Below are 15,231 nucleotides of genomic sequence, written 5' to 3'. Positions count from 1 at the left end.
TTTTCATATTCAATCCGACTGTCGCACAATAAATGAAATGCAACCAAATAGCGTTTTATTGAAAAACAAAGGGACAGTTAAAACACCCAGAGCAGCCTGATGCGGATCACGACTTACATCCGTTGTTTTTACCAGTATAGCACCTGATTACCGCTTCGCCTGTTCAAGGAACATCGTGTGTCGTACCACTGCCAACCAATCCCCCTGAAATCATCCTGCCACCCGGAAGTACCGAAGCGGATTGTTCAGACACCAGGTAACGGTCGCATTCCCTGAACAGTCCGTATAAGCAATGCGATACCCGCGCGACGGCGGTCACCAGTTCAAGGGTCGGCGCCATGGCAAACCCCACGGGACCGGGCTGAATCCCCAGCACCACGATGTCGGCCCCTGTCGACTGTTCCAGGTAATCGGCAATAACCTTCAGGGGCAGGGTGTGGGTGGAAAAGTTGGTCTCCGATATCTCGCTAATCGAAATCTCGCGACAAAAACCAACCTGTGCCCCAATCTCCGCCGCATCGACCACCAGAATGTGTGACGGTTTGTAGGATCTGATATAACCGGTCACGTTCTCGGGAGCGTTGGCCCCTTCAAACCCCGCCACGTCCAGACAGCGGAACGGCCCTTCGGAAACCAGTTTGCCCATCTCGCGCACAACCAGTATCCCTGCCGCATCATCCCCGCGAAGCTCCGATCCTATCCCCAGCAGCGCAACCCGCCTGCACCCCTCAAGGCGTGCCTTCAACGTCTCCGACATCTGTCTTTGCATGAAAGTGTATCCTGTGTTGTGTTCTGTCAATCTGGGCCAGTTCGAATTCCCGGGTATTATCCAATGCTCCCTTGGGACACGAGTCCACGCACTGGGCGCAGTAGATGCACCTGTCCAGATAGAATTCCGCCTCGAACACCTTATCCGCCACCCTTGTTATGGTAATGGCCCGTGCGGGGCAGTCCCTGACGCAGATCTTGCAGCCAATGCACTTTTCATAATCAAAGACGATCTTCCCCCGAAAGTTGTCCGGCATCTCCAGCTTCTCGAAGGGGTAGTTGCGGGTTGCCGGCGCCATGATCGAATGTCGCAGCACCTCTTTGGCCATCTTGCCCGGTATGGTTATCATTGCGGTAAAACTCCCTTCAGAATCAGATTGATCAGCATCTGGACCATCGCGGCCGGAGCCAGATACTTCCAGCAGAAAACAACCATCTGATCGATGCGCGCCCTGGCGAAGATGGTCCGCAGAAACGAGACCCCGGCGACCACCAGCGCGATCTTGGCCAGGTAGAGCACGAAACCGATCACCACAGGCAATCCCAACCCAAAGGGGAGAAATACGCTCGACACCAGTGAGGCCACCACCACCGTCTCGATATCGATTGCCATGCGGAAGAAGGCCAGGAAGCGCCCCGTGTACTCGGTGAATACCCCGCCGACGATCTCGGTCTCGGCCTCGGGAATGTCGAAGGGAACCTTTTCCAGCTTGCCCAGCAGGATCACCATGGTCACCGCCAGGCCGGGCAGGTTGAACAGCCAATAACCGGGATGGCTGGCGTAGTAGGCGGTCATACCGCTCAACGACCAGCTGTTGGCCAGCACCGCCGGCGCCAGTACCGCGATGTACAGCGGCACCTCATAGGAGAAGAGCTGGGTCAGGGTGCGCACCGAACCGATCGCCGCGTACAGCGAGGTGGAATACCATCCGGCCAGGAAGAAGGTCATGGTCGGTATGGTCAGCAGGTAGAGCACGATGATCAGATCCCCCTCGAAGGAGTACAGGGCCTGCCCTCCCCAAAGCGGGATATAGAGGACCGCCGTGACCGCCGAAGCAACGGCAACAATCGGCATGGCCTTGAACATGAACACATCTGCCTCTTCCGGGATGATGTCCTCCTTGGCGGAGAGTTTGATGAAATCCGCTACCGGCTGGAACCAGGGGGGACCCTTGCGGTTCTGCATGCGGGCATGGAAGATGCGGTCGAAGTACTCGGCGCAAACACCGATGGCGCAGAGAAAGAGAAAACCGGGAAACACGAACATGCCGAACAGTGATTGTGTCATAGTGCCCGCTCCCCGCGCATCATTTGCAGTTTTTTCGCCAGAGCCCCGAACTCGATACCATGGTTCTTCCGGTACCAGTCGATACCGTGCTGCCTGAGCGCCTTCAGCCCCATATCACCGCGCTCGCTACCGATGAGCTGGATACAACGGTCGGTGCAGGAGAAGCAGGGATCAATGGCCGCAATAATGATCGGCACATCGGCCAGGTTGTTGTTTTCCATCATCTTATTAACGGCCTGGATATTAGCCAGGGTGGAGGCGCGCACCTTGACCCGCTCCGGCTTGTCACTACCGTTCCCCTTGACGTAGTGCAGATCCTCACCCCGCGGGGCCTCAACACGGCTGACCGTATCACCGGCCGGAATCGTGCGCGGCGCCTTAACGCTTACCGGCCCATCCGGCATCTCCCGCAACGCCTGACGTATGATCCTGTAGGACTCCATCAATTCCAGCAGCCTAACCACGGCCCGACCGTACACGTCACAGCTGCTGTCCGTGATCACCTTGAAGTCCATCTCGCCATAGGCTGCGTAGGGATCACAGGCGCGCATGTCGTGGGGCACGTTGGAGCCGCGTCCGGTGGGCCCCACCGCCTGGAGACGCACCGCATCCTCATGGGAGATGTAGCCCACGCCCGCCAACCTGGCGATGAAGCTCGGCTCGGTTGTGGCAATGTCGATGTAGTACTTGGTCCGTTCTTCCAGAGCATCGATGTCGTTCAATGCCTTGACGATCTGTTCGTCGCTGACGTCCCGCCTGACGCCCCCGATGGTGTTGATGCCGTAGTTGACCCGGTTTCCGCTGAACATCGCGAGAAGGTCCATGACCAGTTCCCGATCCCTCCAGGAGTACATCAGCAGGGTGTCGAAGCCGATCTCATGACCCGCCACCCCCAGCCAGAGCAGATGGCTGTGGATCCGTTCAAGTTCTCCGATCAGGGTGCGGATGTAGAGGGCGCGGGGCGGAACGTTCAGGCCGGCTATTTCCTCTACGGCTTGGGCAAAGCACATGGAGTGCGAATGGGAGCAGATGCCGCAGATCCGTTCCAGAAGATACAGGTCCTGGATATAGGTCCGCTGTTCACAGGCCTTCTCCATGCCCCGGTGGTTGTAGCCAAGACGGGAGCTTGTGTGCAGAATCTTCTCTCCAGCCACGGTTATGGAAAAATTGGCCGGCTCCTTCAGTGCCGGATGCTGAGGACCAATCGGAATCGTAACGCTACCCATTGACGGCCACCTCCACCTGATCGAGCATGTCGGGCGTCCAGTCCTTGCGCAAAGGGAATTGTCCCTCGGGCCAGTCGTCGGGCAGAGGATAGCGGGAACCGTCGGGCAGACCGGTCACGTGAATGCCGAACATGTCCACCAGTTCCCGTTCATAGATCTCGGAATTGGGCATTCTATCGTAGATGGAACAGATCACCGGCTCATCACGGGGGATGCGTCGCGTGAGGCTGGCCAGCGTCCCGTCACCGGACGCAAGTATATAGATGACCCCGAAATTTTCCCCCTCATCCAGTCCGACAATCAGACAGAGAATGGGGAAACCGAGTTCTCCACGAACATAGTCGAGTACCTCCAGAAAACGCTGATCCGGCACATCAACGAAGATCCGTCTGCTGCGCACTATCCGAATGGAGCCGGACAGCTCGGGAAAGCGGTTGACAAACTGCTGTTGTACTTTTTCTTCACCAGCCATTGATCAATTTCCTCCTTGGGGAAGTGGTAAGACATCCTGATTAATCGACGGCGGTTCGACGGCCTTTTTCCTCTCCAGGGTGGTGAGCAGCTTCACCACACCATCGATGATCGCTTCCGGCCGTGCCGCACATCCGGGAACATAGGCGGACACAGGGATCACGCTGTCAATTCCTCCCAGGATGTTGTAACAGCCCTGGAACACTCCTCCGGAACAGGCGCAGCTTCCGACGGCAACCACGAACTTCGGTTCCGGCATCTGCTCATAAATGCGGATTATGCGATCCCTGCTCTGCCGGGTTACCGGGCCGGAGCAGAGCAGGACATCGGCATGGCGCGGAGTCCCCTTCAGCTGGCAGCCAAAGCGCTCGATGTCGAACACAGGCGTCAGGGTCGCCACGATCTCGATGTCGCAGCCGTTGCAGGCGCCGGTGTTGTAATGAATCACCCAGGGGGATTTGATCCGCGCCCAGTTGACTATCCGGTCGATGATTTTCATGTCAGTTGTTCCTCCTGAACAGTACAAAGAGCCCCAGAGCCGCGCAGAGCGTGAACAGGACCGCCAGTGCGGATGACGCCAATGAGCCGGGTGGTATGGTGGCTATGATCATCACGACCACATGCATGATGGTGAAGAAGAAAGCGATGGAAAAGAACTGGCTGTAATCGGGCTGAGTGCGGTGCCGGGTTATGTCTTCACCGCAGGCATAGGGCTTTCTCTTACCCTTGCATGGGGTCCCCTTGGCGGTGATGGCTTTGAACGACCAGAGCTCGATGCTAACGACAAGGGTGATCAGCAGAAACGCGATGGGTGGCGCCAGAAGCAGTGTTGTCATGGTCAGTACCTCTCTTTCAGCCGTTCAGGCTGTTTATGGTGCGGGTATCCAGCGAGCCGGACGTGCGGAAATGGCCGATCACCACCCCGGCAGCCACGGAGATCACCACCACCTCAACCACGATCAGCGTCACGATAAGGGCCTGGGAGAGGCCGGTGTTGCCGGAAAGGAAGCCGGAAGCGGTCAGGATCAGCGTAACCCCCTTGGTCATCAGCTCCATGCCGATCAGGACCCGCACCAGGTTGCGGGTGACGGTGATGCAGTAGAGTCCGGTCAGGATCAGCAGCACGGAGATGATGAAATAGGGCCAGAAGGGATTTTGCGACGTCAGTGTCAATCCGTTAATCATGTTTCAGCTCCTTGAAGAGAACGATCACGCCATACACACCCACGAACAGGACCGCCAGCTGGGAGAAGATATCGGTCCGCCGCAGCATCCAGAGCGCCTCCCGCACATCCGGCCCGGCCGTGACCGCCAGGGTCGAAGCGGGCGCGTCCCCCAGATACCAGCCCAACGCCCAGCAGAGCAGCGCGCCCACAATCGGCAGGGGCGCGTATTTCAGATAGTGGTTCGGCTCCACATCGCTCCCATCTCCGGGTGCCGCGGGCTTGGTCATGCTGATGACGCTGACGAACACCACGGTGATCAGGCCTGCGCAGACAGAGAGCTCGAATACCGCGGCCAGGGGGGAGTTCATGGTGAACATCAGCATGGTCAGCAGGGCACTCACGGCGGCCAAGCCGATGGCCGCCTTGATCAGGCTTGGGGAGAGCACGGCGTACAGGCCGGTCACCAGCACAAGCAAGAGCAGCAGTGTGGTCGGTGTCATAGGATACTCCCGATGGGAAGGATGATGGTGTTCAGCAGAAACGGTATGGCCAGACCGGTGATGACGATGATAGCGGCAAAAACAAGCGCGGGTGCGGTTACGAGCCAGCCTGCCTCACGCACATCCTTGAACTCCTCCACGATCTCGCCGAAGAACACCTTGCGCTGCAGGGTCAGGAAGTAGGCCAGGGTCAGCAGGCTGGCCAGGATGGCGATCATCATGTAGATCTCATGACCGGACCTCACCAGTGCCATCACGATCACCAGCTTGCTCCAGAAACCTGCCAGTGGCGGGATGCCGGCGGCGGAGAGGAAGGCGATGATGGAAGTCCAGCCGGTGACCGGCATGCGGGACGCCAGCCCTCCCATGCGCTCCAGGTCCCTGCTGCCGGTCTGTTCTTCCACTGCCGTGGCGTTCATAAAGAGCTGGGTCTTAAAGACGGTATGGTTGAACAGGTGGAAGATGGCGCCAGCGATGCCCAGGGCGTTGCCCGCGCCCAGGCTGAGGACAATGTAACCGACCTGACTGATGCTGGAGTAGGCCAGCATGCGTTTGAAATCCCTCTGACCCAGGGCGCCCAAGGCGCCGGCAACTATGGAGAGGGTGCCGACGAAGAGCAGCACCTCGTTCGTCCGGGGCGTAGGCCCGAAGACTTCCGTGACCAGGCGGATCAGGGTGTACACACCGGAAACCTTGGTGACGATCCCGGCCAGCAGAATGGAAACCGGCGCAACGGATGAACTGTAGGCGTCGGGCAGCCACCCGTGGAAGGGAACGATGCCCCCCTTGATGAACAGGCCGATCAGGAACAGGACCACCCCGAACAGCACCATGGCATTGCCCTGCTGGGCAGCGATGGCCGCGGCCAGCGTCGTAAAGGAGGTGTTTCCGGCGTAGAGGAACAGGATAGCGATGGAGGTCAGCATCAGCATGGTGGCCACGGCGGAGAGAATGATGTAGGTGAAGGCGCCCTGGAACATCTCACGCTCGCCACACAGGGCGATCAGGATGAAGGAGCAGACCGACACGATCTCCAGGAACACGTACAGGGAGAAGAGGTCGGTGACCATGACCATACCGTTCATGCCCAGGAGCGACAGCAGCACCAGATTGACGAAGTTGTGGCGTTGTGTGTCGTCACGGATCATGGGGATGCTGATAGCGGATGAAGCCGCCACGACAAGACCGATGGCCAGCAGCATCAGCATGCTGATACCGTCCACGCGCAGAAAGGGGAGAACAGAGGGGCCGGCCTCGAAGGCGGTCCACCATCCTGCCTCGGGAAAGATCATCAGCACCACCTGGAGCAGGGACAACAGCAGGGGACAGGCGATCAGCGGCTTCCTCAGGCTCCCGGCGGGCGGGATGTTCACCAGGATGAAACCGAGCAGCGGTATAACCAATAAAAGCAGTGTCACAGGTGCGGCCTCCTTATCTGGAGCTGTATTCGGCAGTTGCGAGCTGCCTGCGTTCGTGCGGACGGGCTATTTCTGTAATTCCAGGGTTAATTTCGCTACAGCCGATAAACTCAGCCCTCTGGGTTTCAGACAGTATCGGCTGTTGACGCGTAATTTACGCCGGGAATTACGACGAAATAGCCCTGATGCGCTCTCTCCGGCAGCTCGCAACTGCCGTTTCAAGACGCTTCGTCACGCGTTCATGTACATACATACCAGCGCACCCCCAACGCTCGCCCATACCACATAGGTGGCGAAACTGCCGTTGTGCATCTCTCCCACGGTCCGGGAAAGGCTCTGGCTGATGCCCACCACCAGCACGTTGTAGAGACGGTCGATGCCCCGGTCGATGCCCCATGAAACTCTCGAAATCAGGTTGATGACCTGCATGCCCCGGTCATAGGGGTCGAACTCCCGCCTTTCGGCCCGGTCATAGATGGCGTGCAGGAGAGGCGCATGGTGGATATGGTCGCAGGCGCCCGCCCCTTTGCCGGTCCGGCTGACGCCAAACTGATGGTTGAACCAGGAGGCCAGAAGAACGGTGATGGTCATGATCACCAGGAACGTATTCTCGGGGAAGCCGGCAAAATGATGCCCCGCGGCCATCTGGGGACCGATGATCGGCACGATCAGGGTGTCCAGCGGGAGCTGGTTGGCAACGCCGAACAGCACGCAGCCGGCGGCGATGACGATCATCGGGACCAGCATGGTCAGCGGCGCCTCCTTGACCCTGGAGGACAGATATTCGTTCTTGCCCAGGAAGGCGGCGTGCCCCAGCTTGAGGAATGACGCGCCGGTCAGGAACGACCCCAAAAGCGCCCCGGCGTAGAAGATCCAGTGGCACTCCAGGGCACCGTCATAGATCAGTTCCTTGGAGAAGAAGCCGTTGAAGGGGGGTACGCCGGAGATGGCAGCGGCGGCGACGATGAAGCAGGTGAAGGTGACCGGCATGCGCCGAGCGATGCCACCCAGCTTGCGCAGGTCGGTGGTGCCGGCTTGGGCTTCCACCGAGCCACCGGTCAGGAACAGGCAGCTCTTGTACATGGCATGGTTGATCATGTGGAAGAGACCACCCACGATCCCCACCGGAACCGCCGTGCCGATGCCCAGGATCATATAGCCAACCTGGCTGATGGCGTGGTAGGAGAGCAGCCGCTTGTAGTCCTTCTGGATCAGGGCCATCATGACCGCCACCAGAATGGTCACCACACCAACGGTCATCATTGCCATGCTCATGCCGGAACCGTGGCGCAGGGCGAACAGGTCAAGGGTGATGCGGGCCAGGAAGTAGATCCCCAAAAGCTTTTCCAGAGCCGCCGGCATCAGGGCCATGAAGGGGAGCGGAGCATCCACGGCAGCGTCCGGTATCCAGCTGTGGAACGGCAGGCAGCCCGCCTTGGAGGTGGCGCCGATGGCCAGCAGGATAAAGGCGGTGATGGCAAAGGGGGAATCCAGCGGCAGCTGGTGGATCTTTGAAATGGTCAGGGTTCCGGCCAGATAGCCGGTCATCATGATCCCCACCATCATCAGCACGTCGGAAACGCCGATCAGGATGAAGGCCTTGACCCCCGACCGGAACGCCTCCCGGTTGCCGATGGCGATCAGGCCGAAGATGGTCCCCAGCAGCCCCTCCCAGAAGAAGAGCATCAGCACCAGGTTGTCGGCCAGGACCGCGCCGTTGACCATCCCCAGCGAGATCAGCAGGTAGGCATAGAACTGGTTGCCCTTCTCCCTGTTCTTCATGAAATGCAGGGAGTAGAGAGAGATCAGGAATCCGAAACCGGCCGCGGCGATCAGGATAAACGAACTGAAGTGGTACAGCCGGAGTTCGAACAGGATGCCGAATCCGCCCCAGGGGAGGGAGAGCGTGCCCTCCTGGCCGAACAGCCGGCCGCAGATCACCAGGTTGAGCGTTGCCCCTGCAAAGGACAGCGCTTCCCTCACCCCCCTGGGCAGGATCAGCGCCCCCAAGCCACAGACAACCGGTATGCCAATCACCAGAAACATCATTGTTATCATCATTGCACCACCTTCAAGATCTGATGAACAGTGGTCTGGACGTAGGCGGAGGGATACTGAATCAGGATTCCGCCGGCGATGGAGAGCAGCGCCAGCAGCGCCACGCTTCCCACCATGACCGGTGCGCCTTCGGCAACCGGCTCCGTTTTTGCTTCACCGAGGAAAATCATGGAGAACAGCCTGAAGAGATAGATCATGGTCAGAAACGCCCCCAGGATGAAGATGACGCTGATCAGCGGCTGCCCGCTCCTGATGGCCCCGGATATGACCATGTATTTGCTGAAGAACCCGCCAAAGGGGGGTATGCCCATGACCGAAAAGGCACACAACAGGAAGGAGACCGCGGTGACCGGCATGGTCCTGATCAGCCCGCCCAGCTTGGTGATGTCTTTCACGTGCAGCTTCTGCTCCACCACGCCGGCGCAGAGGAACAGCCCCCCCTTGGCGATGCTGTGCATCAGGATGTACAAGAGCCCTCCGGCCACCCCGATATCGTTGCCAATGGAGAGTCCCAGCAGGATGAAGCCCAACTGGCTGACGGTGGAGTAGGCGATGATCCGCTTCATGTCGGTCTCGATCAGGGCTGCTCCGCCGGCCACCAGGGAACTGATCCCCGCGATGGCCGGGACAACCGTCTCCCAGACCGGATCGATGCTGAAGGAGGCGATGAACAGCCGGGCGTAGACGTAGACGCCGATCTTGACCAGCACCGCGGCGTGCAGCAGGGCGGTCACCGGCGTGGGGGCCACGCCCGCATCCGGGAGCCAGGTGTGCAGGGGAAGTGTGGCGGACTTGGAGAGGATGCCGAACAGGATCAGCAGCACGGCCAGGTTGGCCACCGGGTCAGTCGCCGATGCGCTCTGTATGGTCTGCAGGTCAAATGAGCCGTACTGGCTGTAGACCAGGGCGAACCCGATCAGCATGACAAAGGCGCCGAAGCCGGTGACCAGGAAGGCCTTGTCGGCCCGGACGATGCAGGTCTTCTCCCTGAAGAAGCCGATCAATCGCCAGCAGGCAAAGGCGGTGATCTCCCAGAACAGGTAGATCAGGATCAGGTTGGCCGAATAGATGATCCCCATCATGGATCCCAGGAACAGCACGACAATAACGTAGTACTCGTTCTGGTTTTCGTAATGGCTGATATACCCCATGGAGTAGAGCACGATGACCGCCCCCACCAGACTGGAGACAATGGCCATGAAAACCGCCAGGCTGTCACCCAGGAACAGGTTGTTCCCCCCCAGGAAGGGAATCGAAATGGCGACTGTTTCGCCGTTCAGGACGGGAGCTATCAGCCCGCAGGAACAGAACAGCGAAAACCCGACCAGGGCAAGGGCGCTCAGATTGCGCGCCCCCTTTGAAACCGTTCCGACCAGTGGCAGCAGGAACGCTCCCATGATCGGCACAAACACAGCCAACCAGATCAATTCTTGACTCTTCATACCAAACGATGCTCCCCTCATGTAGGATGTCGTTACTAACCCGGCCCGCTCCCTGAAACGCAAAAAGCCCGAGGAAAAGCCGGATGGCTTCTGACTCGGGCTTTCTGGGGCCGCAGGATGCGGTCAGCAAAGGGCCTGATTCCGTTTCAACGGATTACTTCACGTCGCTTTCTTGAGAATCTCTTCGTTCTGCTCGATCCTGGTTATTCCGCCCTGACTGAAGTTGATCTTGATGAAACCGGTAAAACGCCTGCTCTTCAGTTCGTTCACCAGATCGACGAGTCTGTCCCTTTTTTCGATCATATGGTCCTTCACCGCATTCACCCGGCACTGAGTCGGATTCTAACATGCTGATTACAATAGACTGAACGAACTACGGCCGACGAGCATAAACACTCGCCGGCCGCACGTGACCACGCAATGCTTACTCCTTCCACAACAGGGGGGGGCGCCGTCGCTCCCAGCAGCCAACGGAGTACATCTCCCTGTCCCTCCCCCGGGGTACGCAGGGTACTCCCGCACGGATTACATCTGGATTCGTCGGCATGAACCCCGTTTTCGCCATCCGGCTAAAAAATTAAAACCGCATGTCCAGCAGACATGATGCTGGAGAATATGACAGCATCATGTCAATTGCAAGTGTTTTTTTCGTCCAACCAAAACACGTCAAACAAACAGCCTGCCACGACTAGCCATACCACGGCAACATACTGGCTTCACGATGTTTTTTTCAATATTTCACTCCGGGAGCCCGGCCTGGCGGTTGCCCCTTCCCCCGTTGTCCGCCGTCTCAAAACAGATTTCCATCGACGAGAATTAGTCAGATATCCAGCATCCTGGATTCGGTGCATGAGTCAGCCTTGACCGTTTCCTGGCAGGAATCGACCATGGGTGCATGGTATGCGAGGGGGACGTGTGCGACGAAAAGGAATTGAAACAGGCACTGCAGGGACGCGAGCGCGTCGGGAGCGGGAGCGGCTGGTAACGTGGACGACAGGAGACCGTGCAGGTCCGACGGCCGTCCCCGGGAGACCAGAGGGGAGCGATCCTACAGATCCAGCAGATCGATGATGCGGGTCAGCTCGTCGGCATCGCAGAAATGAATCTCCAGCTTACCCGCCTTTGCCCCGGTCTTGCGGATGGCAACCCGGGACTGGAAGCGTTTCTGCAGCTGATCCTCCAGGGAACTGAGCAGCAGATCCGGTTGCTGCGGCCGTTTGCCGGGCAGGGGGTGCGGGTTCAGCTTGAGCCGCCGAACCAGTTCCTCGGTGGCGCGCACGCTCAGCTGACGTTGCAGGATCTCGTGGCGGGCTTTTGCGATCAGCTCCGGGTTCTCCAGGGGGAGCAGGGCACGGGCGTGCCCCATGCTGAGGCGTTCCTCCACGATGTCGCGCTGGATCTCCTCGGGCAGCTTCAGCAGTCTGAGCGAGTTGGTGACGGCCACGCGGCTCTTGCCCACCCGTTTGGCCACATCCTCCTGGGAGATGGCGAACTGCTCCACCAGGGAGCGGTAGGCCTGGGCCTCCTCGATGGCGTTTAAGTCCTGGCGCTGGATGTTTTCGATCAGGGCCAGCTCCAGCACCGCGTTCTCGCTGGCCTCGCGGATGACCACCGGCACCTCGCGCAGCCCGGCCTTCTGGGCGGCCCGCCAGCGGCGCTCGCCGGCGACGATCTCGTAGCAGTTCTCCTTCTTGGTCACCACCAGCGGCTGGATGATCCCCTGCTCGCGGATGGAATCGGCCAACTCCTCCAGCTTGTCAGCGGCAAAACTCTTGCGGGGCTGGCTCTTGTTCGGCCGGATCATTTCAATGGGGCACAGAAAGTACTCCCGGTTGTCCTCGGTCGTCTCCTTGACGTGCAGGAGCGCGGCCATTCCCTTGCCCAGACCACCTACCCTAGCCATTGGCAGCCTCCCTCTGTATGATTTCGCGGGCCAGCTTCAGGTACGCCACGGCGCCGCGCGAGTTGATGTCGTAGTAGATGATCGGCTTGCCATGGCTGGGGGCCTCGGCAAGCCGTATGTTGCGCGGAATGACCGTCTCGAACACCTGGCCCGGAAAATTGCTCCGGATCTCCTCGGCAACCTCTTTTCCCAGGTTGCCGCGGCCGTCGAACATGGTCAGCAAAATCCCCTCGATCTTCAGGAAGGGGTTCAATCCCCGCTGCATGAGCCGGATGGTATGCAGGATCTGGGAGAGCCCCTCCATGGCGTAGTACTCGCACTGCAGCGGTATCAACACCGATTCGGCGGCGGTCATGGCATTGATGGTCAACAGATTCAGGGATGGCGGGCAGTCGATGATGATATAGCGGTACTGGTCGCGCAGTTCGGCCAGCAGGAACCTGAGCTTCTGCTCGCGCCCCTCCAGGGAGGCCAACTCCAGCTCAGCCCCGGCCAAATCCGCGTTGGAAGGGATGATGTGCAGGAACGGCTGGCCGGTGTCCATCACCACTCCCCGCGGATCAACGCCATTGATCAGCGCGTCGTAGATGGTCTGGGACAGGCCGTCCTTGTCCAGCCCCACTCCGCTGGTGGCGTTGCCCTGGGGATCGATATCAACCAGCAGCGTCGGGCGCTCCGTGGCTGCCAGCGCGGCTGCCAGATTGACGGCGGTGGTTGTCTTGCCGACGCCCCCCTTCTGGTTGGCTATGCAGATGATTCTGGACATATGCGTCTGGTTTCCCGCCCGGCGATCCGTTCAGATTCGGTTGTTGGCCTGAGCCACAAAAGTTTAAAAAACTACCACAATCAGCCCCATGCTGCAAAGAACAATTTGTGGCATCCAAAGGGGCTCCCGCCCCCGGGCGCTGGCGGTCAGGATTTCACCCGCTCCCCGCCCGCGCCGCGACCATGGGGAATGCCGAGCCGGTCAAGACGCCACCTGAGGGTGCTGGGCTTGACACCCAGCAGCTCCGCAGCCCCGCCACGGCCATGTATCCGTCCGCCGGTCAGATCAAGGACCCTGCGCAGGTGCCGGGAGATGGCCTGGTCAAGCTCCAGCCCCTCCTCAACGCCCGGCGCCTCCCGCTGAACGGGAGCATTGCCCCGCCGGGCGGCCGGCATGAGTGCGTCGAACTGCAGAGTCCCTCCCCGGTGCAGAATCAGCTCCCGCTCCACCAGGTTCTCGAGCTCGCGCACGTTGCCCGGCCAGGCATACTCCATCAGCCGCACCAGGGCGCCCGGCGCGATGTCCGGCATGGCGGCCATGCCCAGCTCACGACATTTCTGGCTGATGAAATGACGGGTCAGGCCGGGTATGTCCTCGCGCCTCTGGCGAAGGGGCGGTATGAACAGCGGAAAGACGTTCAGGCGAAACCAGAGGTCCTCGCGAAAGCGGTTCTCGGCAATCATGCTCTCCAGATTGCGGTGGGTGGCGGCGATCACCCGGATGTCCACCGGAATCGGCCTGCTGCCCCCTACCCGATCTATCTCGTGGTTCTGGAGCACCCGCAGGAGACGCACCTGGGCCTGGAGCGGCAGCTCGCCGATCTCGTCCAGGAAGATGGTGCCGCCGTCGGCACGCTCGAAGCGTCCACGGCGCTCCGTTACCGCTCCGGTAAAGGCCCCCTTCTCATGGCCGAACAGCTCGCTGTCGATGAGTTGCTCCGGGATCGCGCCGCAGTTGACCTTGATCAGGGGACCGTCCTTGCGGGGTGATGCGGAGTGGATGGCATTGGCGATCAGCTCCTTGCCGGTGCCGGTCTCCCCCAGCAGCAGCACGGTGTTGTTCAGCGGCGCCACCTGGCGGACCATCTCCATCACGTGCCTGAGCCCCAGGTTGGCGCCGACGATCTCGTCCCCCCCCTGGGTGAAGAGTTCCTTGCTCAGGAAACGGTTATCGTCGATCAGGTTGTCGCGGTACCTGAGCAGCTTTTCGTGGGCCAAGGCATTGGCCAGGGCGATCACGAAGGGGTCGGCCACCGTTGCCAGCAACGCCACATGCCCGGCATCGAAGCGTCCCGCCCCCCAGGCGTACAGTGTCAGCCAGCCCAGCATCCCCTCCCCACTCCAGAGCGGCAGCAGGATGCCGGAGTTCTCGTCCAGCTTCAGGTGGGGGGCCAGGGCCCGCACCAGACCACTCTGGTCCGAGTCCACCATCACCGGCGAGCGCATCTCCCAGCGCTGCAGCGATGCCCAGAGCTGCCCGGGAACCGGTATGATCTCATCATGGGTCTCCGTGGAGTCGGCCGTCACATGGGCAACCCTGCGGATGGCCGACAGGCTGGCATCACAGATTCCGAGGCTGAGCATGTCCAGGGGAAAGAACTCCCGCAGATAGGTGAAGGCGCTGCGCAGGGCGGTTTTGATCTCCAGGCTGCTGCAGATTCGGACCGTAACCTCCCTGAAGAATTCATCCCTGTTTACCATGCACATCCCCCTTATGGACCGGTACTGGCGTGGCAGACAGCTGGCCACATCGCAATATACCGCACTTACTACCACAAGTGCAATATATCGCAACCACAAAACACAGCATATTGCGAATAGGGGCACTGCGCTTCACATCTCCCACCCCCTACAGGCCCTGCCCCCAGCACACACCTGAGCAGAAAACGCGCATACGTTCGCCAGGAAAGGCTGAAGACGGGAACAGGAAACAGACTATCGGTAAAAGAGTTTCCAGGCATCCGCTCTCCGCTCCATCATCCCGTTTTTTACTTTTTGTATGGCGTTCTTCATGGCAATGAACTGCCGTTTCCATTTCTGTCGTCTTGGCACGCTTATGGCTTGCAGAAAACCAGCTTGCTCGACACGGAGCAATCTGTCTCCGAGCCTGCCCTCCTACCGGGACACCCCCATGGCGGCAGGCCAACGGGTTCTGGCGGAAACGCCCGAGCCTCCCTTTTGGAAAGGAGATGACAGCAGCAGGACAAACCACACCAAAAGGGAGAA

The 15,231-nt window shown here is 59.8% G+C and carries 16 protein-coding genes and 1 riboswitch; all 16 genes read right to left on the bottom strand.

Features of this window, described 5'->3' with window-relative positions:
• Positions 1-163: 163 nt before the first annotated feature.
• Positions 164-769, bottom strand: a complete 606-nt coding sequence (locus PPRO_RS02905; RefSeq protein WP_011734542.1) for a hydrogenase 3 maturation endopeptidase HyCI — start codon at positions 767-769, stop codon at positions 164-166.
• A complete protein-coding gene (locus tag PPRO_RS02900) occupies positions 729-1,118 on the bottom strand; it encodes a 4Fe-4S binding protein (protein ID WP_011734541.1) in 390 nt (129 codons plus the stop codon). The genes PPRO_RS02905 and PPRO_RS02900 overlap by 41 nt, the downstream gene beginning before the upstream one ends.
• Positions 1,115-2,056, bottom strand: a complete 942-nt coding sequence (locus PPRO_RS02895) for a complex I subunit 1 family protein (protein ID WP_011734540.1) — start codon at positions 2,054-2,056, stop codon at positions 1,115-1,117. Before PPRO_RS02895 ends, PPRO_RS02900 begins: the two co-directional genes overlap by 4 nt.
• Positions 2,053-3,282 carry a hydrogenase large subunit gene (locus PPRO_RS02890; RefSeq protein ID WP_011734539.1) on the bottom strand — a complete coding sequence of 410 codons (1,230 nt, stop codon included), beginning with the start codon at positions 3,280-3,282 and terminating at the stop codon, positions 2,053-2,055. Before PPRO_RS02890 ends, PPRO_RS02895 begins: the two co-directional genes overlap by 4 nt.
• On the bottom strand, positions 3,275-3,754 hold the full coding sequence (locus tag PPRO_RS19270) for an NADH-quinone oxidoreductase subunit C (RefSeq protein ID WP_011734538.1): 480 nt from the start codon (positions 3,752-3,754) through the stop codon (positions 3,275-3,277). The genes PPRO_RS02890 and PPRO_RS19270 overlap by 8 nt, the downstream gene beginning before the upstream one ends.
• Before the next feature lie 3 nt (positions 3,755-3,757).
• A complete protein-coding gene (locus tag PPRO_RS02880; protein WP_011734537.1) occupies positions 3,758-4,252 on the bottom strand; it encodes an NADH-quinone oxidoreductase subunit B family protein in 495 nt (164 codons plus the stop codon).
• A 1-nt stretch (position 4,253) separates the two neighbouring features.
• On the bottom strand, positions 4,254-4,589 hold the full coding sequence (gene ndhC, locus PPRO_RS02875) for an NADH-quinone oxidoreductase subunit A (protein WP_011734536.1): 336 nt from the start codon (positions 4,587-4,589) through the stop codon (positions 4,254-4,256).
• Positions 4,590-4,605: 16 nt separating this feature from the next.
• Positions 4,606-4,938 carry an NADH-quinone oxidoreductase subunit NuoK gene (locus tag PPRO_RS02870; RefSeq protein WP_011734535.1) on the bottom strand — a complete coding sequence of 111 codons (333 nt, stop codon included), beginning with the start codon at positions 4,936-4,938 and terminating at the stop codon, positions 4,606-4,608.
• Entirely contained in the window at positions 4,931-5,419 is a 489-nt protein-coding gene (locus tag PPRO_RS02865) for an NADH-quinone oxidoreductase subunit J (RefSeq protein ID WP_011734534.1), read from the bottom strand. The genes PPRO_RS02870 and PPRO_RS02865 overlap by 8 nt, the downstream gene beginning before the upstream one ends.
• Entirely contained in the window at positions 5,416-6,837 is a 1,422-nt protein-coding gene (locus PPRO_RS02860; RefSeq protein ID WP_011734533.1) for a complex I subunit 5 family protein, read from the bottom strand. Before PPRO_RS02860 ends, PPRO_RS02865 begins: the two co-directional genes overlap by 4 nt.
• Before the next feature lie 231 nt (positions 6,838-7,068).
• On the bottom strand, positions 7,069-8,898 hold the full coding sequence (locus PPRO_RS02855) for an NADH-quinone oxidoreductase subunit 5 family protein (RefSeq protein WP_011734532.1): 1,830 nt from the start codon (positions 8,896-8,898) through the stop codon (positions 7,069-7,071).
• Entirely contained in the window at positions 8,895-10,337 is a 1,443-nt protein-coding gene (locus tag PPRO_RS02850) for an NADH-quinone oxidoreductase subunit 5 family protein (RefSeq protein ID WP_011734531.1), read from the bottom strand. The genes PPRO_RS02855 and PPRO_RS02850 overlap by 4 nt, the downstream gene beginning before the upstream one ends.
• A gap of 159 nt (positions 10,338-10,496) precedes the next feature.
• Positions 10,497-10,640, bottom strand: a complete 144-nt coding sequence (locus tag PPRO_RS21155) for a hypothetical protein (protein ID WP_198138319.1) — start codon at positions 10,638-10,640, stop codon at positions 10,497-10,499.
• Between the two features lie 745 nt (positions 10,641-11,385).
• Entirely contained in the window at positions 11,386-12,240 is an 855-nt protein-coding gene (locus PPRO_RS02845; RefSeq protein WP_011734528.1) for a ParB/RepB/Spo0J family partition protein, read from the bottom strand.
• Entirely contained in the window at positions 12,233-13,006 is a 774-nt protein-coding gene (locus tag PPRO_RS02840) for a ParA family protein (RefSeq protein WP_011734527.1), read from the bottom strand. Before PPRO_RS02840 ends, PPRO_RS02845 begins: the two co-directional genes overlap by 8 nt.
• Before the next feature lie 146 nt (positions 13,007-13,152).
• Positions 13,153-14,706, bottom strand: coding sequence for a sigma-54-dependent Fis family transcriptional regulator (locus tag PPRO_RS02835; RefSeq protein WP_011734526.1), 1,554 nt, complete (start codon positions 14,704-14,706; stop codon positions 13,153-13,155).
• Between the two features lie 386 nt (positions 14,707-15,092).
• Positions 15,093-15,210, top strand: a riboswitch (molybdenum cofactor riboswitch).
• Positions 15,211-15,231 lie beyond the last annotated feature (21 nt).

This window comes from Pelobacter propionicus DSM 2379, from assembly GCF_000015045.1.
Lineage (GTDB): Bacteria > Desulfobacterota > Desulfuromonadia > Geobacterales > Pseudopelobacteraceae > Pseudopelobacter > Pseudopelobacter propionicus.
The sequence above is the reverse complement of the archived record's forward strand: the minus strand, read 5'-3'. Positions and strand labels throughout refer to the sequence as shown.

Bases quoted from the DNA above. Each gene is read 5' to 3' on its own strand.
- PPRO_RS19270 (WP_011734538.1), bottom strand. From the start codon at position 3,754: ATGGCTGGTGAAGAAAAAGTACAACAGCAGTTTGTCAACCGCTTTCCC.
- PPRO_RS02835 (WP_011734526.1), bottom strand. From the start codon at position 14,706: ATGGTAAACAGGGATGAATTCTTCAGGGAGGTTACGGTCCGAATCTGC.
- PPRO_RS02850 (WP_011734531.1), bottom strand. From the start codon at position 10,337: ATGAAGAGTCAAGAATTGATCTGGTTGGCTGTGTTTGTGCCGATCATG.
- PPRO_RS02895 (WP_011734540.1), bottom strand. From the start codon at position 2,056: ATGACACAATCACTGTTCGGCATGTTCGTGTTTCCCGGTTTTCTCTTT.
- PPRO_RS02855 (WP_011734532.1), bottom strand. From the start codon at position 8,898: ATGATGATAACAATGATGTTTCTGGTGATTGGCATACCGGTTGTCTGT.
- PPRO_RS02845 (WP_011734528.1), bottom strand. From the start codon at position 12,240: ATGGCTAGGGTAGGTGGTCTGGGCAAGGGAATGGCCGCGCTCCTGCAC.
- PPRO_RS02880 (WP_011734537.1), bottom strand. From the start codon at position 4,252: ATGAAAATCATCGACCGGATAGTCAACTGGGCGCGGATCAAATCCCCC.
- PPRO_RS21155 (WP_198138319.1), bottom strand. From the start codon at position 10,640: ATGATCGAAAAAAGGGACAGACTCGTCGATCTGGTGAACGAACTGAAG.
- PPRO_RS02865 (WP_011734534.1), bottom strand. From the start codon at position 5,419: ATGACACCGACCACACTGCTGCTCTTGCTTGTGCTGGTGACCGGCCTG.
- PPRO_RS02890 (WP_011734539.1), bottom strand. From the start codon at position 3,282: ATGGGTAGCGTTACGATTCCGATTGGTCCTCAGCATCCGGCACTGAAG.
- PPRO_RS02840 (WP_011734527.1), bottom strand. From the start codon at position 13,006: ATGTCCAGAATCATCTGCATAGCCAACCAGAAGGGGGGCGTCGGCAAG.
- PPRO_RS02900 (WP_011734541.1), bottom strand. From the start codon at position 1,118: ATGATAACCATACCGGGCAAGATGGCCAAAGAGGTGCTGCGACATTCG.
- PPRO_RS02905 (WP_011734542.1), bottom strand. From the start codon at position 769: ATGCAAAGACAGATGTCGGAGACGTTGAAGGCACGCCTTGAGGGGTGC.
- PPRO_RS02870 (WP_011734535.1), bottom strand. From the start codon at position 4,938: ATGATTAACGGATTGACACTGACGTCGCAAAATCCCTTCTGGCCCTAT.
- ndhC (WP_011734536.1), bottom strand. From the start codon at position 4,589: ATGACAACACTGCTTCTGGCGCCACCCATCGCGTTTCTGCTGATCACC.